Below are 24,108 nucleotides of genomic sequence, written 5' to 3' on the forward strand. Positions count from 1 at the left end.
CTGGCCTCGGGCTCGTCGTCGGCCGGCAGGCGCTCGCAGGCGTGCCAGGCGGTGTGCAGGGCCCGGACGTGCTCGGCTCCGGCGGCCGGTCCCTGCAGCGGCGCCAGATGCGCGAGCCATGGACGAATGGCGTCGGCCACGGCGCGCGCCGCCTGCTCCTGCCGCCACTCCTCGGCGTACCGACTGTGGCCCGCCGTGCCTTCCTGTGGCGGCGCCGACGCCGGCGCGGTACGCAACTGGTCGAGATGATCGAGGGTGCCGAGATAACGCTGCCGGGCCAGCCACACGTCGAAGGCGGCGATGTCGCGTGGCCCAATCGGCGTGCCATCGTCGCGCCGCACGAGCACGTGTGGCGATCGCAGCACCGTGACGAGCGCCGCACGCGTGAATCCCGACAACGCGGCGTCCATGAGCAGGTCGAGTCCCGCAGCCCAGGGCTCGGCGGCCAGCGGCAGCGTGCCGGACGACTGGTACGGGATGCCTGCCGCGCCGAGCAGGAACTGCGCCGCGTAGAGATACGGCAGCGGGCGACGATAGACGAGGGCCGATGACGACGCGTCGGCGGGCTGCAGGGCCTTGAGCCGGCGCGCGTAGGCCAGCACTTCCTCGTCGCGATCGCGACAGCCGATCCATCGACGTTCAGTGGAGCCGACCTCCAGCCGCGTCTCTGCCGGCCGCTGCCGCAGCACACGCACGTCGATCGTGTCGGGCCAGATCCGACGGAGGCGCGCGAAGAGACCGTCGGCAACCCGGCGCGTCGCCACGACGTCGAGGCGGGTCAGGCCGGGCGCGTGCGCGAGCAGGTGGAGGTCGACGGGCCAGAGCCCGTTGGCGTCAGCGTGATGGTCGGCGACGGTGACGATCACGTGCGAGGGGCACCAGGCCCGCGTCGACTGTCGCAGCGCCGCCCGCAGCGCGCGCTCGTCGAGCCCCTCGAGCGCGTCGACGCGCGCCTCGAATCGTCGGTACGCCTCCTGCAGGAATCGCGTCTGCAGCAGCAGTCGCTCCGCCCCGCGATCGGTGGATGCCTCGGCGGACAACCGGGCCGCGGCCTCGTCGAGCCAGGCTGAGGCGTCGTGCCCGAGACGACCGATCTGATCGTGGAACCGCAGCATCTCGGCCACGAGCCCCGGCCTCAGCAGGAAGGGCGGTCGGTGGATGCGAGAGGCCTGTCGCGCGCTCGCCCCCATCAGCACTTCGCGTGTGAGCGGGGCCAGACGAGGCGCCTCGAGACGCGCGCCGAGATGCCACGCGTCGTACAGCTGGTCGCGGGTCAGCGATCGCGGCATCGCCAGTGTGTCGCGCGTGCCATCGGCGACGCGATGCCCAAGCGCCTCCTGCAACGCCCGGGGCGCCACCCACTGCTCGGCGAGCACACGTTGCTCGAGCGTTCGCTGCCACTGCTCGGCCGCCGCGCGGCTCGGCACGACGATGGACGGCGGGTCGATCGCGCCAGGACCAGACGAGGAGCCCTCGCCGATCCGCGCCTCGACCGCGGGCAGGCAGAGCAGCACGAGGGCCCGCTGCCAGGCATCGACGTCGTCGGCCTGGATCAGGCGGATCACGGGAGGCATCGTCAGGAACCCGTGCTCCCGGGCAGCGACGGGGGCCGCAGCAGCGCCGGCACATCGGTGCGCAGTTGCTGCAACAGCATCAGCGCCCCGGCGGCAGCGGCCGAGGCGTCCCAGGCCTGCTGCAGATCGCCGCTGCGGACCGCCGACCGGCGCGTCAGCACCGCACGCGTGGCGAGCTGTTGCGCCGAGAGCCACAGCTGCTGCGTCCCGCGAGCCTCCTCGGGCACGCTCCGCGTGGCATCCGCACGCGCCTCGCCCAGCAACCGCTCCGCGCGTGCGAGCACGTCGGGGTCCGGACCGCTGAGCGCCTTGATCTCCTCGAGGGCCTGCGACAGGGACGCGGTGGGCGAGAGAAACGGCGTCACGGTCGTCGCATAGGCGTCGAGCGCGGGGCGACGCTCGTGCCATCGCTCGAGCAGCAGACGCTGTCGTCGAGCGGTGTCGAGGCGGAGGTCGAGCGTGGCGAGCAGCGACGCGACGTCGGCCGGGCGCTGGCTCCTGAGTCGCGCGTCGCGCGCGAGCACGTCCTCACGCACCTGCATCAATCCGCGCACATCCGCCCGTGCGAGCAGCCGGCTCGTCTTCTCCAGCATCCAGGCGCGCAGTCGCTCATACCGACGGGTGACGCTGGCCTCGTCCCTGATCTGACGACGAATCTGGCGGCCGGTGGTGCGCGCCCAGCGGCGATCCACGGCGGGCGCGGAGGCGAGCAGCGCCTCGGCAGACTGGAGCAGTTGCAGACGCTCGGTGGCATCGGTGACGCGCGGCGCCAGGCCGAGCGCCTGCGTGATCATGTCCTGCAGCGTCGGGGGCGGCAGCAGCGACGCGGGTGCCGGTGCGGTCGGCGCGGCCGGCGCCGTCGTCAGGGCCAGCGAGAAGGCCTGCTGGCCGGCAGCGGCACGCATGCCGTTCAGGAGATCGTCGACGACCGAAAGCGTCTGGGCGACATCGGCGGCGCGATGGCCGTGATGGGCGGCGGGCCACTGCGCCAAGCGGAGGCGAGCGGCTTCGAGGCGGCGGATGCGCTCCAGGGCGTCAGGGATGAGGGCGACGTCGCGGAGTGTGGCGGCGACCTCCTCGGTGAACGCTGCGTAGGCCCGCGCGCCGCCCGCGGCCTCGAACTGCGTCCGACGCACCGCCTCGCGATAGGCGTCGGTCCGGGCCCAGTCGACACTGCTGGCGGCCAGCGTGATCGTGCGGGCGTGTGCCACACCTCCCGCATCCGGCACACCGAGCGGCACCTGCAGCACCACGACGTCGTCCACGCGCGTGAACTCGCCGAGCGTGCTGACGATCTGCCCGTCGAGGAGGAAGACGCGAAACCAGGGATCGCGCGAGACGGCGTCCGCGGCGCTGGTCGCTGGCGCCGGCTGCGCGGCGGCCCCGACGGGGACGCCCGCACTGATCAGCGCGCACAGGACCAGGGAGAGCACAATCCTCCGATCATGGCCGCTTCCGCCGCCCATGTCGAGGGCGGGCGGGCAGCGCCCATGAGCTGACGGAGGGTCGACGAGACCCTCGCGACGGGCCTGGCACGGACCTGCTCGCCACGCGCGTCCACAGGGCCTGTGGAAAACCTGCGGACGATCGGTGGATAACGTGTGCATTCACATCCTCGTCCGTTCGCAAGTGGCTGCATCCATGACGTTTCGCCACCCACCGGTGGCATGTGCACACGCTTTCGTGGTGCTCTTCGCTTGCGTGGATCTGGCAGTTCCTTACAATGACCGTCGCTTCGGGATTGTCCGGGGCGGCCCTCCAGATCCAGTCACCGTCATCAGCGTGGGACGTCGCGTGCAACGAATCGAGCAACTGATCAACGGTCGTCTGTACTACATCGAGTTGTCGCAGGTGCAGCGGGATCGCTGGCGTGCGCACGTCGTGACGGCGCAGGGCGCCCCCACGGCCCTGATGCCCTTCTATGACGACACGGCCGACGCCGCCGCGGAGCGGTTGTCGGAGTGGCTGTCCCGCCTGCATCGGCCGAGTCCGGCCCATGCGTAAGCGATCGATTGCCCTGATGCTGTGCCTGCTGGCGGGCGCGGCGTCGGTCGTCCACGGCCAGGCGGCGACGATGGCGCCGCCTGTGTCGGCGTCGGCGCAGGCCACGGCTCAGGCGCCGGCCCTGCCGCGGGTGCGACTGGTGGCCACCGGCGGCACCATCAGCAACCGGCGCGGCGGACGTCTCACCGCCGACGAGATCGTCGTCTCCGTGCCAGCGCTGGCCGAGGTCGCCGACGTCGAGGCCGAGCAGTTCGCCAATGTCGCCAGCTCGCAGCTGACGCTCGAGCAGTGGCTGGACATCGCCCGTCGGATCGAGCAGCTGTTCCGAGAGGACCCGCAGTTGGCCGGCGTCGTCGTCACCAGCGGCACGGACACGCTGGAGGAACTCGCCTACTTCCTGCACCTGACGGTGCGCGACCGGCGACCGGTGGTGGTGACGGGATCGATGCGCAACCCGAGCCAGGTGGGCTACGAGGGCCAGGCGAACCTGCTGGCATCCGTGAGGGTGGCCGCCGATGCCGGAGCCGCGGGCCGCGGCGTGCTCGTCGTGCTCAACGACGAGATCAATGGTGCGCGGGACGTCACCAAGACCGACGCACTGCGCCTGCACACCTTCGCGTCACGGACCTTCGGCGCGCTCGGCGTGGTCGACACCGATCGGGTCGTCTTTCGTCGCACGGCCGAGGGACGACACACGACGGCGTCGGAGTTCGACGTCGCCGCCATCACGGCGTTGCCACGCGTCGATGTCTTCATGGTCTATCAGGGGGCGCCAGGCGACCTGATGAAGGCCGCCATCGACTTCGGCGCGAAGGGACTGGTCATCGCCACGGCCGGCGCCGGCGCCACGTCGGGCACGCAGGGCGAGGGCTTTGCCTATGCGCGAGAGAAGGGCGTGCCGGTCGTCGCCACCACGCGCACCGGCAGCGGTCGCATCGCTGGACCACGGCGCCCCGCGGGGCCTGGTGCCGCCGCGCCCCAGGGCCCGCCCGGCATGGCGCCACGCATCGCCGCCGGCGACCTCTCGGCCGTCAAGGCCCGCATCCTCCTGATGCTCGCGCTGACGAAGACCAGCGATTCAGCCGACCTGCAGCGGATGTTCTCGGAGTACTGACGCCCGGTTTCCGGTTCCCGGTTCCCGTTTCCCGGGTCCTAGCGCCGCTTCACGCCGACCAGCACCACGAGGGGCACCACGATCGCCGCCATCAGGCCGGCGATCAGGTGCATCGGAATCGTCAGCTCGGGAAACCCCGGCGGCACGGGGTTGCCATCGGGCATGACCGGCGTCATGGGCGCCACACACGACGCCGCCGCCGTGATCAGGCACCCGATGACGTAGAGCGGCGTCGCGATGACGAGGCCTCGCGAGAGGAGCAGGTACACCCCTGCCGCGAGCAGCACCGACAGCACCGTCGCCACCACCACCGAGGTGGGATCGATCAGCGGCGGCACCGGGTACCCCGTCAGGCCCGGATAGGCGTCACGCCAGGCGAGGTTGGCGGCCGCGGCTCCCGCCGCGGCCAGCGTCCCCCCGATGACATACCGCCAGGCCGGCGATGCGGCGGCACGCGTCAGCGGCGTGCCGTCCGCAAGGCTCGAGGGCTGCTCCGTCACGGAAGCGGAGTGCCCAGCGCGTTGGTGCCGACCTGGAACGTCACGCCATTGACGTTGCGATACATGGCGCGCTCGACGACCAGGGGCAGCGTCGCCGACTCCGACTCGATCAGCACGCCCGCCTGCGCATCGGTCGGCAGGCCGGCGGCTGTCAGCAGGTCACCCAGGAAGTACGTCGTCCGCGACTGCGCCGCAACCGAGACGCCCGGGATCACCGCCGTCTGTCCGTTGGGCAGCAGCAAGCGGATGCTGATCGTCCCCGCCGTCGTCCCGGTGTTGGCCACGAGGATGTAGGTGTTCCAGCCAAGCGGTCCACCGTTCTCGCCCTCGGCCACGACCCAGCGGCCCGCCGTGCGCGTCGAGCCCGGCGAGTTGTGCGCCTCATACCAGGTGCTGGAGCTGCCCGGCCACCACATCGCGCGCTCGACGATGAGCGGCACGCCGTTGAGCGACCGGATGCGGACCGAGACGTCGGTGTTGCCCGTCCGGAACGGGAAGACGCCCGGTGTGATCTCCTCCTCGTCCACCCAGATGTTGAAGCGCGAGTTCGCGTTCACCGTGTACTGCTTGGTGTAGATCGTGCCCGAGTTGCCGACGATGAAGTCGGCCTGCACCAGCGCGGCATTGCCGGTGGTGTTGCCGATGAGGACGAACTCGTCGAAGAACTCGCCGGCATTGCCTTCCGCCAGCAGCCACTCGGTGGCCGGCTCGGTTACGCCGGCACTCTCGTGCCCGGCCTTGAAGAGCGGGCTCGAGCCGCGATACATCGCGCGCTCCGCGATGATGTTGGCGCCGGCCGTCACCGTGAATTCAGCCGAGAGTTCTGCCGAGGCGAGCGGCGTCGCGCCGTTGATCGACTCCACGTTGGCCCAGATGTTGAAGCGACTGTTGGCCGGCAACGTGTACGACTTGGTGAACACCGCGCCGGTGCCCAGCAGGTAACGGGCCTCCACGGTGACGAGGGCGTTGGACGGATTCTGCAGCAGGTAGAACAGGTTGAACCCGCCAATCGTCGCACCCTCGGCGAAGTACCACTTGCGCGAGGCACTCACCACGCCGGTCTCGGCGTGGCCGGCGTACGTGCCCTTGTCCCACGTCATCGTGCGGTCGACCCCGACCGGGCCACTTGCCTTGACGGTCGTGGAGAACTCGTACGAGACGTCCGGCCCGTTCTCGGCGATGCCCGGCTGCTGGTCGAGCAGCACCGTGGTTCGCTCGTAGGGCTGCAACGTGAACGGCGTCACCGGCACGGCAATCCCGGACGGCAGCTGGTAGGAGATCTCGCCCGTCACCACCGCATTGCTCGGGTTGGCGATGGCGAGGCGCGTGTCGAAGTCCAGGCCGGCCGTCTTGGTCGCGCCCTCGGCGAAGTAGCGCGTGAAGGCGCCGAGCACCGGGTTGCCGTCACCGGCGCCGGTGCGTTCCTCGTCGTTGGTGAAGCCATCGCCATCCGGATCGGCGAAGGGCGAACCGGCGTTGGTGCAGGGGTCGAGACCGAACTGGGTCGCGAACCCTCCGTAGCCGGGCAGCGTGGCCTCGATGAAGTCGCACTCACCGTTGCCGAAGAGGCCGGTGCCGATGAAGGCGTCGACCATGAAGTTGGTGTCGCCGGCAACCAGCGTGGTGAAGCCGGACTGGAACGCCGCGGCCCGCCCGGTGCCGATGATCTCGGGGTTCTCGGTGTCGAAGCCGGTCCCCCCGGTCGCCTGCGCGCCGCCAGGGCCGACACTGATCCGCAGCGGTGTGCCGAACACGCCGCCCGGCGCGGATGGCGGTCCGAGAATCTGGCGCGCGAACACGTCGGCGGCGCCGTTGGTGTCGCCGGTGACCAGATCGGTCGCATACGAACGGTACGCCAGGAAGCGCCCGAAGATGCTGAGGGTCGGGTCGTAGGAGCCCTGCGCACTGCCCGTCCCTTCGGTCGGGCCGTTGAGCGGTCCGCGGACGTTCGAGCCGTCGACGCGGACGGTGTAGACGTCAGAAGCCGCCGACGCCTCGCTGGTGAGAATCGAACTCGAGAGCAGGTAGGTGACGAACACGCCGTCGGCGCTGATGAAGGCGTCACGCGCCTCGATGCTGGCCGGCTGCGCGTCCACGTTCGTGCTGACCCGCGTCGTGGTGCCCGCCAGGACGTTGCGGACGAAGACGTCCGTGCGCCCGTTGGCATCGCCGGCGACCAGATTGGGCGAGGCCGAGACGAACGACACCAGGTTGCCATTGCCCGAGATCGTCGCCGCACCCGAAGGTGCCGCGCCGACGGTGGTGCCGCGGCTGATCAGCAGGTTGGTCTCGGTCAGGCGGTCGAAGCGGTACACGTCAGGCTGGCCGTTGGTATCGGCCGCGTCGAACGCGGCCGACGTGACGTAGACGACGTAGCGGCCGCTGGCGCTGATGCGGGGCTGGGCCCCGGCCGAGGCACTGCCGCCGGGCGTGGCCGCGCTGACGGTCTGCGTCGTCCGGTTGAAGCGGTCGTACAGGAACGTCGCGCCGCGGTTGTAGGCCACGAAGCGACCGTCGTGACTGATCGTCACCCAGTCGGCGTCGAACGCCTCGAAGCCCGAGGGCGTCGGCACGCGCTCGGTGGCCCCCGTCGTGCGGTTGCGCACGAACACGTCGGTGCGGGCATTGTTGTCGCCCGAGACCAGGTTGGTGCCCGACGACAGGAAGGCGACGATGGTGCCGTCATAGCTGGGGGCCGGACGCAGGCTCAGCCCCGAGTAGGACTCGAGCAGGCCGGGACCGGGCACGGTCAGGCGCGACAGCGCGGTGCCGTCGAACGAGAACACATCGGTGTCGCCGTTGAGATCACCGACGACGAGGTTCGGATCGTCGGAGGAGAAGACCACACGGCCGGTGTCGGCGACGTCGGCGTTGGCCGAATCACCCAGCGGCGACGCGATGCCCGCGCTGACCCGCGAGAGGCCCGTGACCGCCACGGGCGCCGCGGCACGCGACACGGTGGCGCGGAACACGTCGAAGTAGGCGTCGAACGGGCCATCCAGGTCGGCGGCCTGTGACGTGAAGACCACCGACTCGCCGTTCGGGCTGATCGAGGCGTCGATGCTGTTGCCGTTACCGCCGGATCCCGACGTGGCGCGGGAGACGAGCACCGTGCTCCCCGCCGACAGATCGCGGAGGTACACGTCGGTGATGCCGTTGAGGTCGGCCGCGACCGCCGCACCGGCCGTCTCGAAGGCCACGAGGAGCCCGTCGGCGCTGAGCGACGGACGCGTCGAGGCCGAGGCGAGCTGCGCGCCCGTGGCCGAGAGGCTGACGCGGACGGTGGTCGGGGCGCCGCCCGTGGCGCCCTGCCGCAGATAGATGTCGGGAACGCCGTTGGTGTCGGCCCCGACGAGGGACACCGGGGTGGCAAAGGCCACGGTGCCGTCGTTGGCCACGCTGGGGCGCACGTCCGAGGTGGCGAGCGTGCCGCTGGCGCCCGTGGCCCGGGACACGAGGAACGTGTTGCCGGTGACCACGTCGCGCAGCGCCACGTAGGTCCCGACACCGATCGAGCCCTGGAGGTTGGTCGCCTGGGTCAGGAACGCGACGAACTGGCCGTTGGGGCTGACCGTGGCCGAGAAGCTCGCGCCGTTGGCCTCGGCCTCGGCCGAGGACACCGAGAGACGGGTCACCGTGTTCGACAGGCGATCGAGCAGGAAGACGTCACTGGTGCCGTTGGCGTCGCCGGCCACCAGGTTGCTGGCGCAGGAATCGAAGGCGATGAAGCGCCCGTCGGCCGAGACCGAGGGACGCTGGGACGTGCAGTTGGTCTGTGCGCCGGCCAGCCCGCTGATGCGGGTGGTCGCGCCGCCCGCGAGGACGAAGATGTCGCCCACCGAGTTGGTGTCGCCGGCCACCAGGGTGGCAAGGGGACTCTCGAAGGCGACGACGGTACCGTCACCGCTGACCGAGGGCCGCGGCAGGTACCGCCCCCCGATGGGCTGCGATCCCGACGCGGCGATGCTGACCCGCTCGGTTGTCTGGCCCAGTGCGGGCACCCCGGTCATCGTCAGCGCGACCATGACCATGCCGCCCCATGCTGCTTGCCTGCTCTGCATGCTGCCTCCCCCCAGGAGTCGCCCGAAGGCACACTCCGGCTGTTGTGCCGTGTCTCGGCGCGGCCGAGTCACTTGCAATCCGCGGGCCGCTGGCTGCCCTGTGGGGCCTCCGGGCCTCCGGCTTCACGGCGGACGCCCGTGCGCCGATTCCCTGAAGGGACCCCACGATGCCCAGTCGGCCCATCACGCTCGAGCTCGGACACACCGCCGCGACCGGCACCGCCGCGGGCACGCGTGCGGCCCTCGTGGGTGTGGTCGAGGACCTGGTCGCCCTGTTGGAGGCGCAGTTCCCGAGCGGACCCGAGTTCCCTGCCGAGGCCCTGCGGACCCGCTTGCGGCAATCGCGGGACCGGCTGCGGGCGAGTGAGCACGCCGACGATCTGTCCGGGGCCGGGTTGCGGCTGATCGGCGATGCGTCGCAGGCCTATGCGCGGCTGTCGGGGCACACGTCGGCGCGCGAGGCAGAATTCACCGGCATCATCCGCCTGCTCCGCGAGCTCGTGGACGGCCTGCGCGGCGATGCGGTGGCGTTTCGCGACGATTTGATGCGGAGCAGCGCGCGGGTCGCCGACCTGACCCAGATCGAGGACATCCGCACCCTGCGTCGGGAGTTGAACCGCGAGGTCGACCAGTTGCGGCAGTGCGTGCACCAGGGCGAACGGCGGGAGTCGTCGCGCCTCGCCTCGGTCGCCGGCGAACTCACGAAGGTCGACGCCGCCATCAGGCCGCCGGCCGAGGCGCGCGACCCGGCGGGCGGACTGCTGGGCCGGCCGCTGCTGCTCGGCGCCGTCGCGGGGGCCCCTCATGGCGCGGCATCCGTGGTCATCTGCCGGATCGACGAGCCGCAGGCCATCCTCGACGGGCATGGGGCTCCGGTGCTGAAGCGCGTCGTGGTCGCGCTGGCGCAACTGCTGAAAGGCACGTTCGGCAACGAGACCAGAGTGTACCGGAGCAGTGCACACTGTGTCGCAATGTTCCTGCCGGGGGCCGTCCCGCGACACGTGGCTCAGCAGTTGCGGAAGGTCCAGGCGCGGGTGGCGCCCGAGTACGAGTACGTGACGGGCGGGGTGACGCGACGGGTGGTCTTCACCTTCAGCAGCGTCATCACGAACAGCCCGGGCAAGACGGAGCGGGATGGCGCCGACGCCCTCGCCCGCGCCGAGGCCCGCGCCGAGTCGGCCGAGGGGGTCTCGCAGCTGCACTCGGAGTCGAGCGGCGGGATCGGCCGACTGGTCGACTGGCTTTCGTCGCCGGGGTAGGCTATACTCCGTTGTCTTTGCGTGGGCCTGTAGCGCAGCTGGGAGCGCGCCTGAATGGCATTCAGGAGGTCACCGGTTCGATCCCGGTCAGGTCCACCATCCTTTCATTTCCCCCCTCAATCGGCTGCAAGTAGTTGAACGCCCGTGTAGTTACGGCGGTTCCAACGAAGTCGCGGCCGTCGAACGTCATTCCCTCGGGAAAGAACAGCTGTTGGAACCGCTGGCGCTGGTCCAGTGAGGCCTGTAGCCACAGGTCTGCGGCGCGCGGCAGCACGCGCTCGGCGAACGCCAGGATCCCTTCCACGTCGAGCTCTTCAATCTCCGTGGCATGCCTGTCGATGCGGAGCAGCGTGAGCTCCTCGCGCAGCTTCTCCGCGTGCCGGTCGTAGACGTCGATATCGATCGAGCGCTCGAACAGGAACGCCTCGTCCAGACGGTCGAGCTTCTTCTGAATGGCTTCGGCCTGGCGTGCGGCGCGCGCAAGGTCGGCACGGGCAGACTCCTTGCGGGCGTTCCAGATCTGGAGGACCGATTCCTTCAGCAGCCGCATGTAGCCGGCAGTCGGCTGCAGTCGGGCCAGCTCCTTCTCGAACAACGTCTCGAGCCTGGCCTTGGTCACGTTGACGCCGCGGCAGCCGGGACGGCAGTGGTAGTAGGCGTAGTAGCGGCTTCGCCCCTTCGACCAGCTGCCGGTGAGACCGCGGCCACAGGACTCGCATCGTACGAAGCCACGCAGCGGGAAATCCGGGTGCCCCTGGAGCTGCGGCGCCAGGCTCGGCGTGCGGCCCGACAGCACGGCCTGCACGCGATAGAAATTGTCCTCACTGACCAGCGGCTCGAAGTCTCCACGCCGGCCGCGCACCCCGTACTCGGCGACGTCGACGATGCCGGCGTAGAACTGGTTGCGCAGCAGCATCCCGATCGCCTGCGAGCTGAGCGGCTGGCCGCGCCGGTTGCGCAGTCCCCAGGCCGTCACCTGCTGTAACAGCTGCTGCTTCGTGAACCGCTCGGTGGCGTATTCCTCGAAGGCCCTTCGCACGAGCGGCGCGCGTTCAGGGTCGGGCATGAGGCTCTTGCCCAACATGCGCGGCGCGTTCATGTACCCGAGCGGCGCCAGGAACACCCAGCGTCCGAGTTCGAGCGCGGCCTTCATGCCGGCCCGTGTGCGGTCCGAGCGCACGTCGTTGTCGAACTGCGCGAACGCGGCCAGCACGCCTTCCATCAATTTGCCGGTGGACGTGTCGTCGATCGGCTCGGTGGCCGACCGAAGGGAGATGCCCAGCGACTTCAGGAGCGAGCGCAACGCGAAGTGGTCGTACTTGTCGCGAGCGAAGCGCGTCAGGTTGAACACGACCACGAAGTGCACACGGCCCTTGTTCGTGCGGCAGAACGCGAGCAGTCGCTGCAGTTCGGTGCGGTCCGCCGTCTTCGCGCTCTCGCCCTCTTCCCTGAAGCGCTCGAGGACGTCCAGACCTTCGCGGCGGCAGTACTCCTCACAGGCCCGGAGCTGGGTCGGCAAGCTCAGGTTCTCCGTCTGCTCCTTCGTGCTGACGCGGATGTAGATGACGGCGCCGGCCATGATTGGCAGCGTAGTCCCGTCGCCGAGCGGCTTCAAGGCGTTTGTGGCCGGGCGCATCGGTTCACTCAGCCTGGGCTCGGCGATGCAGGAACACTTCCAGCAGGGCGTGGGCGAGCACATGCGCGTGGCGGCGCAGCTCCTCGACCTCGGCGTCGGTCAGGTCGATGGCCTCGTCGCCCAGCAGCTGACGGCAACGCGGTATCGGCAGCAGGTCGCGCGGGTCCTGCGGTTCGACCATGTCGTCCATGGTGGTGTCCTGTCCTGACACGACCCGCACCATGCCTGGGCGCGGGACCTGTCCCGGACCATCACGCAGTTGCCGGTATCCGGCTCGTTCGAGGGTCCCGTCAAGGCCGAAGCCGCGCCGTCGGCGCGGGCCGAGGGACAGCGAGGCGCCTTGACGGGCACGAGAACGGGCCGACCATCGCGCTCGTGATGGTCCTGCTCATCGAACTGGTCTGGCGGGCGCCACTGGGGCGCGTGCGGCGGGACCACCCGGGCCGTCGTGGCGCGTGCGGCGGCGACCACTCAGGTCGACCAGAGGTGAGACCGAACGGTCCCGGAGGAGATGACCGCCGGGTGGACGGCGCCGCGCGGCACGCTCCACGAACGCAGCGTCGGTGAGGCGGTGCGCGACGACACTGCTCTGCCCGGGTTCGAGCATGCAGCGCGGTACTGGTCTCTGCTTACCTGAACTCGCGTTCTCGGCGGAACCTTACAGCGGGCCAGGAACGAGCCGCTCTCTTCCCGCCTGGAAGCGCCGCCACGTGGGTCAGGCAGCTGCACCTGCAGCGGGGCGTGAACGACCCCGTCGGGGCGGGGTGCGGGGCCGGGTTCCGCGCTCGGGAGGGGGGTCGTTCACGCCCCTACTCCCCTCCTGGTCGTGGCGCTGCGCGGGCGGGTGGGCGGCTCAACCCGCCGCCTCTTGAGCGCGACCGTTGCAGCAACCCGTTGCGACGTGGAGGTTTGCTGCGCGTGTCCGCGTCGACGGTGAAGGGCGGATGCACCTTCTACACGCCACGGTTGCCCCTGGCAAGGGGGCCAGGAGACCCCCGCGTCGCTGGCCCCCTCGCTGGCCCCCTGGTGGGCTCCATCATGCCGTGCCGACCAAGGTGGAGAGAGGGTCCCCTCGAGCAGTCCGAGCGCACGCGGGCGAAGACAGGCCCCACGACCACCTTCGTGCCCATCTTCGGTGCATCACCGCGTCGTCACACCGTCGAACCGCTTGGACTGGAGTAGTCAGGTGGCAGCTAAGGGAGAGAGACGCGGGACCGATATACCCCTTGGAACAAGTGGCTGAGTCGTGACCATGAAGATTGAGTCTCTCGTTGGAGAGCAACCCCAGGCGTTCGCCTATGGCGACATCTTCGCCCACGAAGATGCCGGAGGACACGCACGCCTCTGCGTCGGAGTGGACGGCGACTCGGCGGACTGCGTAGCGACCCTCGCGCGCACGCTTCTCGGGCCCTTCCAGGTGCTGTACGTGTTGCACACGACGCGTACGGGCGCCGCGCTCGCGCGGTACGAAAGCCCTGTTCTCTCGCAGGACGAACTACGCGCGTTCTTGCGGCGCTTTGGCAGCTTTCTCAACGAGGACTCGCGACACGATTTGTGGGTCCGCTCTCATGACGATGACGCGACCCTCGTGCTGGATCGTCACGGAGTCATCTACGCCTATGGCCCCCTCGGCGAGTTTGAGGCGGCGCTGCGCCAGCTCGGCATTCGCGAGAGTGCCGTCGTCGAAATTCCATGCCCGCACATCCATCACTACCACGCGACGTGGGACGACGCCGAGGAGCAGATGCTGCGCAGCTTGGACTGGACGCTCACTCCTCTACCTCTATCCGACGAGCAGTTCGTTCAAGCGACGTCACAGCACCGCATGAGGTAAGGCGTGTCATGTGGGACGAACACCATCCGTACCGATGGCGAACCTGGATTCGGACCCAGCTTCCGTATTTCCTCATTGAACTCGGCTTGGCCGCCAAGGGCGAGGACTGCGACGCAGTTGGAGGCGACCACCGTTGGTACAACATCGACAACGCTTCCAGTGGCTGCTACCACTGCGGGGTCGTTCGCTCAGGTCGCCTCTGGCGTGTTGACGGCCTAGAGCCGGCCCCAGGAGACGAAGCTGGCAATTGAGTCCCGGCCCATGCCCTCTGAGTGCCTCCACCAGCCGACCGACCGGCGGCGCGCGTGCTCAGCGCGTCACCAGGAGTCCAGATCAGCAGATCGCTGTACTGCTCGCTAGGCGTACCGGGCCGAGCGGATGACCGACCAACGCTGCCAGCGCGCGTACCCCGACGTTCGTCCAGCGCATCCTCGGCACCGCGAAGGGCTTGGAGGCGAGCGTATAATCCTGATTCGGGAATCACCCATGAATGCGGCCAACGTCATCGAACGCGTGCCCATCCACACCGACGCACAAGGCGTCGTGCGCGTGGCGGGAACGCGAGTCACGCTCGAGACAGTCGTCGACGCGTTCGAGACGGGCGCGACGGCCGAGGAGATCGCGCAGCAGTACCCCACGGTCCCGCTCGTCGACGTGTACTCAGTCATCACCTACTACCTTCGGCACAAGCCCGACGTGGATGCGTATCGCGTCGAGCGCGATGCGGCGGCTGGGCGCGTGCGCGAGGACGTCGAACGGCGATTCCCCTCGACCGGAGTCCGCGAACGCCTGCTCGCGCGGCGACGGTAGGCGCTCCACTCGATGCTCCGACTGGCCGCGGACGAGAACTTCAACGCCGGCGTCGTCCGCGGCCTTCGCCGCCGTTTCCCCGACCTCGACCTTGTTCGCATCCAGGATGTCGGTTTGTCCGGAGCCGACGACCCGACTGTTCTGGCATGGGCCGCTGGGGAGCAGAGAGTCCTGTTGACGCACGATGTGACCACGTTGGTCGGCTTGGCGCTCATGCGTGTCACGGACGGGAATCCGATGGCCGGTGTCATCGCCGTTGCTTCCCGCGCACCGGTGGGTGCCGCCATCGAAGATCTTGCGCTTGTCGCGGAGTGCAGCCTGGACCTCGAGTGGGAGGGCCGCGTGCTCTTTCTGCCCCTCTGAGGTCTTCGGGGGCCTGCGTGCGGTTGTCGGACCGTCAGCCGCCAGGTAGGCGAGCAAGACTCCCCCGCTTGGGGGAGCAGGTCTCCATCGAGGGCGGGATGTGCCTCCTCGTGTGTGACGCCTAGACTCTGGGCATGGCTGGCCTACCCGTCGCTGAATCCACGGACACCCGGATGGCACTGCGTGCCTATGCTGCCTTGCTGTTCGTGGCAGGCGTGGCCATGGCGGGATGGGGACCGCTGTGGCTCGGTTCGCATCTGCACGAGATTCCGTGGGGCAAAGCGGCACTCATCCGCATGGTCGGAGCCGTGCTGTTGGCGGCAGGTGTCCTGGCCGTTGGACTGAGCGCGGAGGACTCTCTCGGGCGCAAGCGCATGCTCCCCTGGTTCATCGCCGCCCACGCCGTCGTCTGGGCGATGCTCGTGATTCAGACCGCGGGTCCGCTGGGAGACGTTGCGATGGCCAGGAACGTCGCCTGGACGATGCTGGCCGTCATCCTGGGCCTGCTCTATGTCCGATTTCCTTCCGAATGGAAAGCACCGCGCCCAGCGTCACTGGCCCTTTCGTTGAGCCGACAGCGCTCGGATTCGACGTCGCTCGGCCTTCAGGAACAGCAGATTCGCGAGGCAGCTGCGCAGGAGGAACGAAACCGGCTTGCCCGGGATCTCCACGACGCGGTCAAGCAACAGATCTTCGCGATCCAGACCAGCGCGGCGACTGCCGAAGCACGCCTCGGCGCCGACGTGGCGGGCGCCCGCGATGCCCTGGCGCAGGTCCGACAGTCGGCGAGGGAAGCGATGACTGAAATGGAAGCGATGCTGGAGCAACTGCGCGTCGCGCCGCTGGGAAGCACAGGGGTGGTCGAAGCCATCCGGAAACACTGCGAGGCCTTGGCCTTCCGCACGGGCGCGGTGGTCGACGTGACGGTCGGGCAGTTGCCGAGCGAGAATGCCCTGGCACCAGGCGCCTATCAGGCCATCTTCCGCATCGTGCAGGAAGCGCTCGCCAACGTCGGCCGGCATTCCCGAGCGCGTCACGTCGCGGTGTCGCTCGCTACCACTCCGGCCTGTGTCGAGGTGAACGTGCGGGACGATGGGCGGGGGTTCGACGAGAATGCGGCATCAGGCGGCATGGGTATGCACAACATGCGCACCCGCGCCAGAGAGCTCGGCGGGAGCGTCGAGATCGGCACGGCTGACGGGGCGGGGACACTCGTGAAGCTGTCGATACCGTTCGAGACCGCGGATGCCCGCCGGCATCTGCGGCGGCAAGCGCTGGGCCTCGCCGCGGTGCTCGGCGTCGCCATCGTGCTTCTTCTGGTCAACCTGGTCGAAAAGGGACCCGGCTTGGGCAACGTCTCGCTCGTGGTCTTTGGTCTCCTGTTCGCCGGCCACCTTCGAACGTGGCTGCGGCTCCGGCGGGCTGGCGATCCACTCGGCCCCACACATGAGGGCCCCACCTCATGACGACGATCGTGCTGGTCGACGATCACCGAGTGGTGACCCGGAGTCTGCAGGCCTACCTCGAGTCGTTCGACGACTTGACGGTGGTCGGTGTGGCCTCGAGCGGCGAGGAGGCGCTCGACCACGTGGACGAGTGGAAGCCAGATGTCGTGCTTCAGGATCTGCTCCTGCCCGGAGGCATCGATGGCATCGAGACGACTCGCCGCTTGCTCGCTCGTCGTCCAGGCGTGAAAGTGATCGCATTGACGGCTCTGGTCGATGAACCGCGAATGATGGCGGTCTTGCGGGCCGGTGCCCTCGGCTACGTCCGCAAGGACGCGGACCCCGAAGTGCTCCTGGCAGCGGTGCGGCGTGTCGCAGCCGGACGCCCCTACATCGACCCCGGGGTCACCACGCACCTCATGCACGCCGTGACCGCGTCAGACGAGCTCACGGCGAGGGAGGTGGAAGTCATGCGCGAGCTGGCGCGCGGTCGTTCCAACAAGGAGATCGCCGTCTCACTCGCGATCAGCGAGGAGACGATCAAGACCCACGTTGGCCATGTGTTGGCAAAGCTCCAGGCGGACAATCGAACGCAGGCCCTCGTTCAGGCACTCAAGAGGGGCCTGATCGCCCTGGAGGAACTTGAATAGGGCTGAGCAATCAAGAGTCCGAGTGCCTTGCGAGTGCCGCCAACGTGAGTTCGACCCTCGGCGCGCGGGCTCAGCGCCAGTGACGTCATGCTGCCGTCCTCAGACCATCCAGCCGCCTCAGCCAGACGTCGAGCTCGAATCCCCCGTTCTCCGGCTGCCGCCTTCAGCACCGCGTTAGCCGGCAGCCGAGGCGGCGTCTCCGTCCGCGGTGTGGAGGAAGAGGCCGAGACGAAGGCTACGGTGTCCCGCCGCGCCGCGGTTGGCAAGACGCGCGGCGCTGGGCATCGTCACCGAGAGCGGTACAATCGGCAGCGATCGCCATGTCCAACCCTGCCGACGTCCTCGCGCTCCTGGCGGGTCATCTCCCGGAGCTGCACGAGCATGCCGTGAGCGACCTGTGGGTCTTTGGCTCGGCGGCGCGTGGAGAACTCAGGCCCGACAGCGACATCGACCTGCTGGTCTCGTTCGCGCGCCCGGTGTCCCTGTTCGAGTTCGCGCGGTTGCGGCGACGCCTCGAGGAGTTGCTGGGGCGGCCCGTTGATTTGGTCACGCGCGAGGCGCTGAAGCCGCAGCTTCGCGAGCGCATCCTCACCGAGGCCGTGCGTGCCGCCTAGGGACAGCCGGCTCCGTGTGCAGGACATTGTCGAGGCCATCACACGAATTCGCCGCTACACGGCCACCCATACACTCGCGTCGTTCTCCTCGGATGACATGGCGATCGACGCCGTGGTGCGGAATCTCGAAGTGATTGGGGAGGCCGCGCGGCACGTGGACGACGCCACGATGCAACGGTTGGCCGGGGTGCCGTGGCGAGAGATGCGCGACCTGCGCAACCTGCTCGTCCATGAGTACTTCGGCGTCAGTGTCCCGATCATCTGGGAGACCATCGTCCGCGACCTGCCCCCGGTGCTGGCGTTGCTTCTGGTCGACCTGGAGCGTTGACGCGAGATTTGCCCGCGCCGCCCGCGAGCCTCTATGTGTGACAAGCCGCCCTGTACGCGACGTCCGGCACTCACCGTGGGAACCGCCTGGCTGGTCGTGCCGCTCGTGTGCTGGTTGGCGGGATCCGCATGGGCCCGCGCCGCCGAGCCGGGCATGTGGCTCGACATCATCGACCTGTATCTGACCGGCGACTACGCCGCGGCGACGTCGGCACTCGAGGCTTCACTGCAGCGCAACCTTGGACCCGAGGTGACGGCGTCGTTGACACGTCTGCGCCAGGACATCTCGGCGTCGGCGCCCGCGACCCCAGATCGGACGCGGGCGGTGCGCAGGCTGCAGGGCGCCGTGCTCGTGCCGCTCGAATCTCTGCTGGCACTCTCCGCCCGCGTGGCCGACGACGCGCGGTTCGTCCCCCTCGAGGACGCCCTGCGGCAAGCTATCGAGGCGACGGTTCTTCCAGAAAGGTCCGCCGACCCGGCGCTGACGGAGTTCCGTGCCTGGGCACAGGTGGGGCTCATGCAGTTCCTCATCAATTCGGGTCAGCTGGAGGCCGCGGAGCGCCTGGGGCAGGCGATGCGGCTTCCTGAGCCGAATCCACACGGCAGGCCAGGCTCATGTCGTCCGCGGTCGACTCCCGGCGCGACATCGCTGCGAGCAGTGGCTCCACGGTCCGCGTGACGACCGCGGCGCCGAGCGCGCGCGACGCGAGGCGGAATCCGCGGCGCCGCATGCGGCGTTCGAGCGTGCGACGATGCGACCAATTGACGAGCATGCGACAGTGGCCGCGGTGGCGCCGCGAGAATAGCACGGTGCCGCACCGCCCCATGTGCCGTGACACAATCGCGCCCATGACTCTCCGCACCACCACCACGATGCTCTCGCTCGGTGTCACTGCACTGCTGGCGGGCCCCGGCATGCATCACATCGCCGCCCAGGCACCGAAGGCCAGCGTCGCCCTCTTCGACGGCAAGACCCTGAGCGGCTGGCACAAGCCGCAGGGCGTGCCTGCTGACTACCGCGGCGGCAAGTGGGACGTCATCGACGGCGCGCTCGTCGGCGATCAAGACCCGCCCGGGATGGGCGGCTTCCTGGTCACGGACAAGACCTATCGGGACTACATCATCGAGTTCGACGTCAACCTCGACGAACCGGCCGACAGCGGCGTGTTCCTCCGCATGGGCGAGGACGGCAAGAACCACCAGCTGACACTCGACAACGACCAGAACAAGAAGTTCGGCGATGTCTACCTGTCGTGGGGGCGCGAGACGGTGCACGAAGCGCCCGAAGGCAAGAAGCACTTCCGGCAGGGCGCCTGGAACACCGTGAAGATCCAGATCCAGGGAGAACCGGCGCGGATCCGCTTCTGGCTGAATGGCGTGGCGGTGACCGACTTCCAGCACACCGCCGAGACCACCAGCGGCGTGCCGAAAGAAGGCCGCATCGGCCTGCAGATCCATGCCGGCAAGGACTGGAGCACCGGCAGCAAGGTCCGCTTCCGCAACATCCGCGTCACCGAACTGTAGGCGCCGGCTCACGGGTGCCCGCTGTGGCCCCTGGCCTTGGCGTCAGGCGACCGCCGCGGGATCGCGCTCGACCTGCACGGTCAACCACAGCAGCGCCGCGATGACACACGCGGCCGACCAGAAGACCAGCGTCGCGATCCAGCCCCACGCCGCCGCCATATGCGGTACCAGCCAGATCGAGAGCACGCCCCCGAGGTTCCCCATCAGGTTGAGCAGGCCCGCAGCCGGTCCGGGTGACGCGGCCCCGAGGGCAGTGGCCGTGACGAAGAACGGCCCTTCGGCGCCGTTGATGCTCGCGGAGGCCACGCTCAGCGCGAGGATGGCCAGGACGGCGTTGGGCAGCACGGCGCCGACGCCCACGAAGGCCGCCGCGGCCAGCAGACAACTCATCGCCACCAACCGGCGGGCGCGGCCCGCACCGACGCGGCGGCCGAGACGGTCGGCCGCGATGCCGATCAGAGGCGCGCACACGAAACCGCTGATGCTCGGCAGACTGGCCCACACCCCGCTGGCCAGCACCGTGAAGCCGCGACCATCGACGAGGTAGCGGAAGAACCAGAACATGAAGACGAACCAGACGGCCGAGTGGAGCAGGTACGCCAGCGACAGCCGGCGGAGCGACGGGTTGGCGAACAACCGCACGAGTTCACGCCGGGAGTCCGCCATCGAGGTCGTCGACGCCATCACCAGGTCGTGTGCGGGGGGCGGCATCAAGGTCCACCAGACGACAGCAGTCGCCGCGCCGATGACGCCACTCACCACGAACACCGCCCGCCACCCGAACGCCTCCATCGTCGGCGCCATGATCAGGGGCGCCAGCGCGGCCCCCAGCACCGACGTCGAGATGTAGAGCGACGTCGCGCGCACGCGCTGGTCGGGGGGCACGTGCATCATCACGGCCATCGCCGCCACCGGGAAGATGGCCCCCTGCGAGATCCCGAGCAGGACGCGGGTGATCCACAGCGCCGGTACGGCCGCGGCCGGCGACTCCGGCAACACGCCGGTGGCCAGCGACGCCACGCTGCAGCCGATCAGGGCCAGCATCAGCGCCCGACGGACGCCGATGCGCTCACCGACCAGCCCCCCCGGCACCTGGAACACGGTGTAGGCCAGCTGGAAGCCCCAGGCCGTGATGGCGCCCATGGCGGTCATCGTGAGGCCGAGCGCCGGCACCATGCGTTCCTGCGCCACGGCGACATCGGCGCGGACCAGGTAGCCGACGCACGTGACCGCGCAGAGCAGAGAGACGACGCGCCAGGTCTGTGGCAAGGGGCCAAGTATACGGTGGAGCCGGCGCCCGCCGCGCGTATCCGCCCCGCCTTGACGCCCAGGCGATCGACGCGCTACACCTCGTCGGCATGCCCCACATCCGTCTCACCGCGCTGCTCGTCGTCGCCGCCACGCTGACCGCGGCCGCCCTGGAGCCGGCGTTGCCCGGCGTGGCCGTCGCCATGCGGGAGTTGGTGGCCCGACAGGAGGTCGCCGGCGCCGTCACCATGGTCGTCGCCAGGGACCGTGTCCTGCACGTCGACGCCACGGGGGCGGCCGACCTGGCCTCGAAGCGCGCGATGACGCCGGACACGCTGTTCTGGATTGCCTCGATGACCAAGCCCGTCACCGGCGTGGCCATCCTGATGCTCCAGGACGAGGGCAAGCTGACCATCTCCGATCCGGTGGCGAAGCACCTGCCAGGCTTCGCGGGTCTGAAGACACCGAGCGGCAAGCCCGCGAACGTGACGATTGCGCAGATTCTTACCCATACGTCTGGTCTCGGCGAGGCGCCAGGCCCGGCCGCGCTCCAGGCCAGGACGCTGGCCGACCTCGAGGCCCTGTGGCTGGCTGCCCCCATGCAGTACGAGCCGGGCGAGCGATGGCAGTACACCCAGAGCGGCATCAACGCCGCCTCGCGCATCGTCGAGGTCATCAGCGGGATGACGTTCGATGCCTTCGTGCAGCAGCGGATCTTCGACCCGCTCGGCATGAAGGACACGACGTTCTACCCGACGGAGGCTCAGCGGACCCGGCTCGCCACCGCCTATGCGACCAACACCGCGACCGGCGCGCTCGAGGCCGTGCCACCACGCCCGGAGTACGGCTCGCGCACCCGTCCGCCGCAGGGCAACGGTGGCCTGTACTCGACGGCGCCCGACTATGCGCGGTTCTGTCAGATGCTGCTGAACGGCGGCACGCTCGACGGGCGACGCTACCTCAGCGCCGCGGCGATGGCGGCATTGACGACGCCGCTCACCGGCGACCTGCCGACCGGCTTCTTCCAGACCGCCGAGTGGGGCAACCGCGGCGCCCACTACAGTTGGGGCCTGGGCACGAGCATCCTGCGCACGCCGCACGACGGCGTGGCGTCGATGCTGTCGCCCGGCACCTACGGTCACGGCGGCGCCTGGGGCACACAGGCGTGGATCGATCCGGACAAAGGGGTCGCCTACATCCTCATGATTCAGCGCGCCGGTCTGCCGAACAGCGATGGCAGCCCCGCGCGTCTGGCCTTCCAGCAGGCGGCGGCCGCAGCGCTCGCGAAGTAGCGTCGTCCCGTCGTGCGACCTGCGCTATCGTGGCGGGCACATGTCCCGCCGCACCGGCCTTCGCACGCTGACGTCCCTCGGCCTCGCTCTCGCCTGCCTGTCCGGCATGGCCGCCGCACAACCGGCGCCGGCGCCCTCGTCGGCCGACGAGCGACTGCGGGCGCTGTACACCGAGGAGTGGAACTGGCGGCGCAAGGAGTTGGGGCGCGGTGGCGATCCGTCCGGCGACGGCGGCCCGAGCGACAGGTTCGCGAGCGTCAGCGCGGCGTCGCAGCAGGCGCGGCTCGCCTACTGGACTCGCACACTGGCGGCACTCGACGCCATTCCCGTCGATCAGTTGTCGGCCGAGGAGCAGGTCAACGCCCAGGTGTTCCGGGCGGCCATCACGGCGCTGGCTGCCGACATCCGCTTCCGCACCTACGAGACGCCGTTCAACAGCGACACCTTCTTCTGGACGTCCTTCACGCCGCGTCAGGGGTTCGGCACGGCCACTGCATATCGCGCCTATCTGAGCCGCCTGCGCGATGTGCCGCGTCACTTCGACGAGCACATCGTCAACATGCGGGCCGGCCTGGCCCGGGGCTTCACCGTGCCGCGCGTCTCGGTGGTCGGGCGCGATCGCACGATCGAGCCCTACGTGAAGGGCGACACGACCAACCCCCTGTACGCGCCGTTCGCCCAGATGCCGACGACGATGCCGGCGGCCGAGCAGGCGGCGCTGCGCGCCGAGGCGGAGTCGGTGCTGCGCGAGGTCGTCGCCCCCGCATACGCCCGTCTGCTGACGTTCATGCGCGACGAGTACCTGCCCGGCGCGCGGACGACCGTGGGGGCGAGCGCTCTGCCGGATGGCGACGCCTACTACGCGGCGATGATCGAGAAATTCACCACGCTGCCACTGACGGCCAGGGAGATACACGAGATCGGCCTGCGCGAAGTGGCGCGCATCCGGGAGGAGATGGAGCGCACCCGGGAGCGCGCCGGCTTCACCGGCAGCATGCCGGCCTTCTTCGAGTTCCTGCGCACCGACCCGCAGTTCTACGCGAAGACCCCGCGCGAGTTGCTGTCGTATGCGGCGTACGTGGCCAAGAAGGCCGACTGGAAGCTCGCCGAGACCATCGGCTTCCTGCCGCGCCGCCGCCACGGCATCCGGCCGGTGCCCGAGTCGCTGGCGCCGATCTACACGGGCGGACGCGGCGGGCTCGACGCCTGCCAGATGAACACCTACAACCTGCCCGCCCGCCCGCTCTACACGCTGGCGGCGCTGACGCTGCACGAGTGCACGCCTGGCCACTCCATGCAGGCCGCCCTGGCGCTCGAGGGTCCGGAGCGACCGCCGTTCCGGCGCGGCACGTCGTTCTCGAGCTATGGCGAAGGCTGGGGCCTCTACACCGAGTGGCTCGGCACGGTGATGGGCATCTACGAGACGCCGTACGAGGACTTCGGGCGCCTGACGTACGAGATGTGGCGCGCCAGCCGGCTGGTCATCGACACGGGACTGCACCAGTTCGGCTGGACGCGTGAGCAGGCGATGACCTATCTCAGGGACAATGCGGCGCTCTCGGAGCACGAGATCACCACCGAGGTCGAGCGCTACATCGCCTGGCCGGCCCAGGCCCTCGCCTACAAGATCGGCGAGTTGCAGATCCGCCGGCACCGGCGCGACGCGGAGGCGGCGCTCGGCCCGACGTTCGACCAGCGCCAGTTCCACGATGCCATCCTGGCGATCGCCTCGGTGCCGCTGCCGGTGCTCGAGAAACGCATGGCGCAGTTCATCGCCGATGGCGGCGTCAACCCGCCACCCGCGGCAGCACCGGCGGCGCCGCGCCGCGGGCGCGCTCGATGAGCGACGGCAG

The 24,108-nt window shown here is 69.5% G+C and carries 21 protein-coding genes and 1 tRNA gene; 15 read left to right on the forward strand and 7 right to left on the reverse strand.

All coding sequences use genetic code 11. The features are described 5' to 3' along the window. Both Q0C41_RS19300 and Q0C41_RS19305 read right to left on the reverse strand, forming a co-directional pair. Nucleotides 1–1,565 (reverse strand): hypothetical protein (locus tag Q0C41_RS19300; protein WP_291986438.1); only part of this gene is annotated, 1,565 nt, incomplete at its 3' end. Nucleotides 1,566–1,576: 11 nt separating this feature from the next. Next, the gene (locus Q0C41_RS19305) at nt 1,577–3,007 is read right to left on the reverse strand and encodes a hypothetical protein (protein WP_291986440.1); all 1,431 of its coding nucleotides are present in this window, start codon (nt 3,005–3,007) and stop codon (nt 1,577–1,579) included. A 361-nt stretch (nt 3,008–3,368) separates the two neighbouring features. On the opposite strand from Q0C41_RS19305, the gene Q0C41_RS19310 reads away from it, so the two are divergent. Both Q0C41_RS19310 and Q0C41_RS19315 read left to right on the forward strand, forming a co-directional pair. After that, a complete protein-coding gene (locus Q0C41_RS19310) occupies nt 3,369–3,578 on the forward strand; it encodes a hypothetical protein (protein WP_291986442.1) in 210 nt (69 codons plus the stop codon). Next, complete coding sequence (locus tag Q0C41_RS19315) at nt 3,571–4,692, forward strand: asparaginase (protein ID WP_291986444.1); 1,122 nt, start codon at nt 3,571–3,573, stop codon at nt 4,690–4,692. Before Q0C41_RS19310 ends, Q0C41_RS19315 begins: the two co-directional genes overlap by 8 nt. A gap of 38 nt (nt 4,693–4,730) precedes the next feature. On the opposite strand, the gene Q0C41_RS19320 is transcribed toward Q0C41_RS19315, so the two are convergent. Together Q0C41_RS19320 and Q0C41_RS19325 are read right to left on the reverse strand one after the other, a co-directional pair. Continuing rightward, complete coding sequence (locus Q0C41_RS19320) at nt 4,731–5,192, reverse strand: hypothetical protein (RefSeq protein ID WP_291986446.1); 462 nt, start codon at nt 5,190–5,192, stop codon at nt 4,731–4,733. Further along, nucleotides 5,189–9,253: a hypothetical protein gene (locus Q0C41_RS19325; RefSeq protein ID WP_291986447.1), complete on the reverse strand. Its 4,065-nt coding sequence runs from the start codon at nt 9,251–9,253 to the stop codon at nt 5,189–5,191. The genes Q0C41_RS19320 and Q0C41_RS19325 overlap by 4 nt, the downstream gene beginning before the upstream one ends. 167 nt (nt 9,254–9,420) lie before the next feature. On the opposite strand from Q0C41_RS19325, the gene Q0C41_RS19330 reads away from it, so the two are divergent. Then, nucleotides 9,421–10,512 (forward strand): hypothetical protein, encoded by a 1,092-nt coding sequence (locus Q0C41_RS19330; RefSeq protein ID WP_291986448.1) that lies wholly within the window; start codon nt 9,421–9,423, stop codon nt 10,510–10,512. A gap of 23 nt (nt 10,513–10,535) precedes the next feature. Beyond that, nucleotides 10,536–10,611, forward strand: a tRNA-Ala gene (locus Q0C41_RS19335). Here Q0C41_RS19335 and Q0C41_RS31460 read toward each other — a convergent pair. Beyond that, nucleotides 10,574–12,211: a recombinase family protein gene (locus tag Q0C41_RS31460; RefSeq protein WP_367079241.1), complete on the reverse strand. Its 1,638-nt coding sequence runs from the start codon at nt 12,209–12,211 to the stop codon at nt 10,574–10,576. The genes Q0C41_RS19335 and Q0C41_RS31460 overlap by 38 nt on opposite strands. Next, entirely contained in the window at nt 12,153–12,338 is a 186-nt protein-coding gene (locus Q0C41_RS19345) for a hypothetical protein (RefSeq protein WP_291986450.1), read from the reverse strand. Before Q0C41_RS19345 ends, Q0C41_RS31460 begins: the two co-directional genes overlap by 59 nt. 1,056 nt (nt 12,339–13,394) lie before the next feature. Between Q0C41_RS19345 and Q0C41_RS19350 the strand changes: the two genes are divergently transcribed. The 9 genes from Q0C41_RS19350 to Q0C41_RS19390 all read left to right on the forward strand — a co-directional run bounded on the left by Q0C41_RS19350 (nt 13,395) and on the right by Q0C41_RS19390 (nt 19,715). Further along, on the forward strand, nt 13,395–13,982 hold the full coding sequence (locus Q0C41_RS19350; protein WP_291986451.1) for a hypothetical protein: 588 nt from the start codon (nt 13,395–13,397) through the stop codon (nt 13,980–13,982). Nucleotides 13,983–14,468: 486 nt separating this feature from the next. Continuing rightward, nucleotides 14,469–14,792: a DUF433 domain-containing protein gene (locus Q0C41_RS19355; protein ID WP_291986453.1), complete on the forward strand. Its 324-nt coding sequence runs from the start codon at nt 14,469–14,471 to the stop codon at nt 14,790–14,792. 12 nt (nt 14,793–14,804) lie between these two features. Further along, a complete protein-coding gene (locus tag Q0C41_RS19360; protein ID WP_291986455.1) occupies nt 14,805–15,155 on the forward strand; it encodes a DUF5615 family PIN-like protein in 351 nt (116 codons plus the stop codon). Between the two features lie 173 nt (nt 15,156–15,328). Further along, nucleotides 15,329–16,621, forward strand: coding sequence for a sensor histidine kinase (locus tag Q0C41_RS19365; protein ID WP_291986457.1), 1,293 nt, complete (start codon nt 15,329–15,331; stop codon nt 16,619–16,621). Nucleotides 16,622–16,629: 8 nt separating this feature from the next. After that, on the forward strand, nt 16,630–17,250 hold the full coding sequence (locus Q0C41_RS19370; RefSeq protein ID WP_291986459.1) for a response regulator transcription factor: 621 nt from the start codon (nt 16,630–16,632) through the stop codon (nt 17,248–17,250). Nucleotides 17,251–17,570: 320 nt separating this feature from the next. Then, nucleotides 17,571–17,864: a nucleotidyltransferase family protein gene (locus Q0C41_RS19375; protein WP_291986461.1), complete on the forward strand. Its 294-nt coding sequence runs from the start codon at nt 17,571–17,573 to the stop codon at nt 17,862–17,864. A gap of 16 nt (nt 17,865–17,880) precedes the next feature. After that, nucleotides 17,881–18,192, forward strand: coding sequence for a HepT-like ribonuclease domain-containing protein (locus tag Q0C41_RS19380; RefSeq protein WP_291986463.1), 312 nt, complete (start codon nt 17,881–17,883; stop codon nt 18,190–18,192). Between the two features lie 75 nt (nt 18,193–18,267). Then, a complete protein-coding gene (locus Q0C41_RS19385; RefSeq protein WP_291986465.1) occupies nt 18,268–18,870 on the forward strand; it encodes a hypothetical protein in 603 nt (200 codons plus the stop codon). 170 nt (nt 18,871–19,040) lie between these two features. Beyond that, nucleotides 19,041–19,715: a DUF1080 domain-containing protein gene (locus Q0C41_RS19390; RefSeq protein WP_291986467.1), complete on the forward strand. Its 675-nt coding sequence runs from the start codon at nt 19,041–19,043 to the stop codon at nt 19,713–19,715. A gap of 42 nt (nt 19,716–19,757) precedes the next feature. On the opposite strand, the gene Q0C41_RS19395 is transcribed toward Q0C41_RS19390, so the two are convergent. Continuing rightward, complete coding sequence (locus Q0C41_RS19395; protein ID WP_291986469.1) at nt 19,758–20,984, reverse strand: MFS transporter; 1,227 nt, start codon at nt 20,982–20,984, stop codon at nt 19,758–19,760. Nucleotides 20,985–21,073: 89 nt separating this feature from the next. Here Q0C41_RS19395 and Q0C41_RS19400 point away from each other — a divergent pair, with 89 nt between their 5' ends. Continuing rightward, nucleotides 21,074–22,255: a serine hydrolase gene (locus tag Q0C41_RS19400; RefSeq protein WP_291986471.1), complete on the forward strand. Its 1,182-nt coding sequence runs from the start codon at nt 21,074–21,076 to the stop codon at nt 22,253–22,255. A 40-nt stretch (nt 22,256–22,295) separates the two neighbouring features. After that, the gene (locus tag Q0C41_RS19405) at nt 22,296–24,098 is read left to right on the forward strand and encodes a DUF885 family protein (RefSeq protein ID WP_291986473.1); all 1,803 of its coding nucleotides are present in this window, start codon (nt 22,296–22,298) and stop codon (nt 24,096–24,098) included. The last annotated feature ends 10 nt before the right edge of the window (nt 24,099–24,108 follow it).

It is taken from the genome of Luteitalea sp., assembly GCF_022842525.1.
Lineage (GTDB): Bacteria > Acidobacteriota > Vicinamibacteria > Vicinamibacterales > Vicinamibacteraceae > Luteitalea.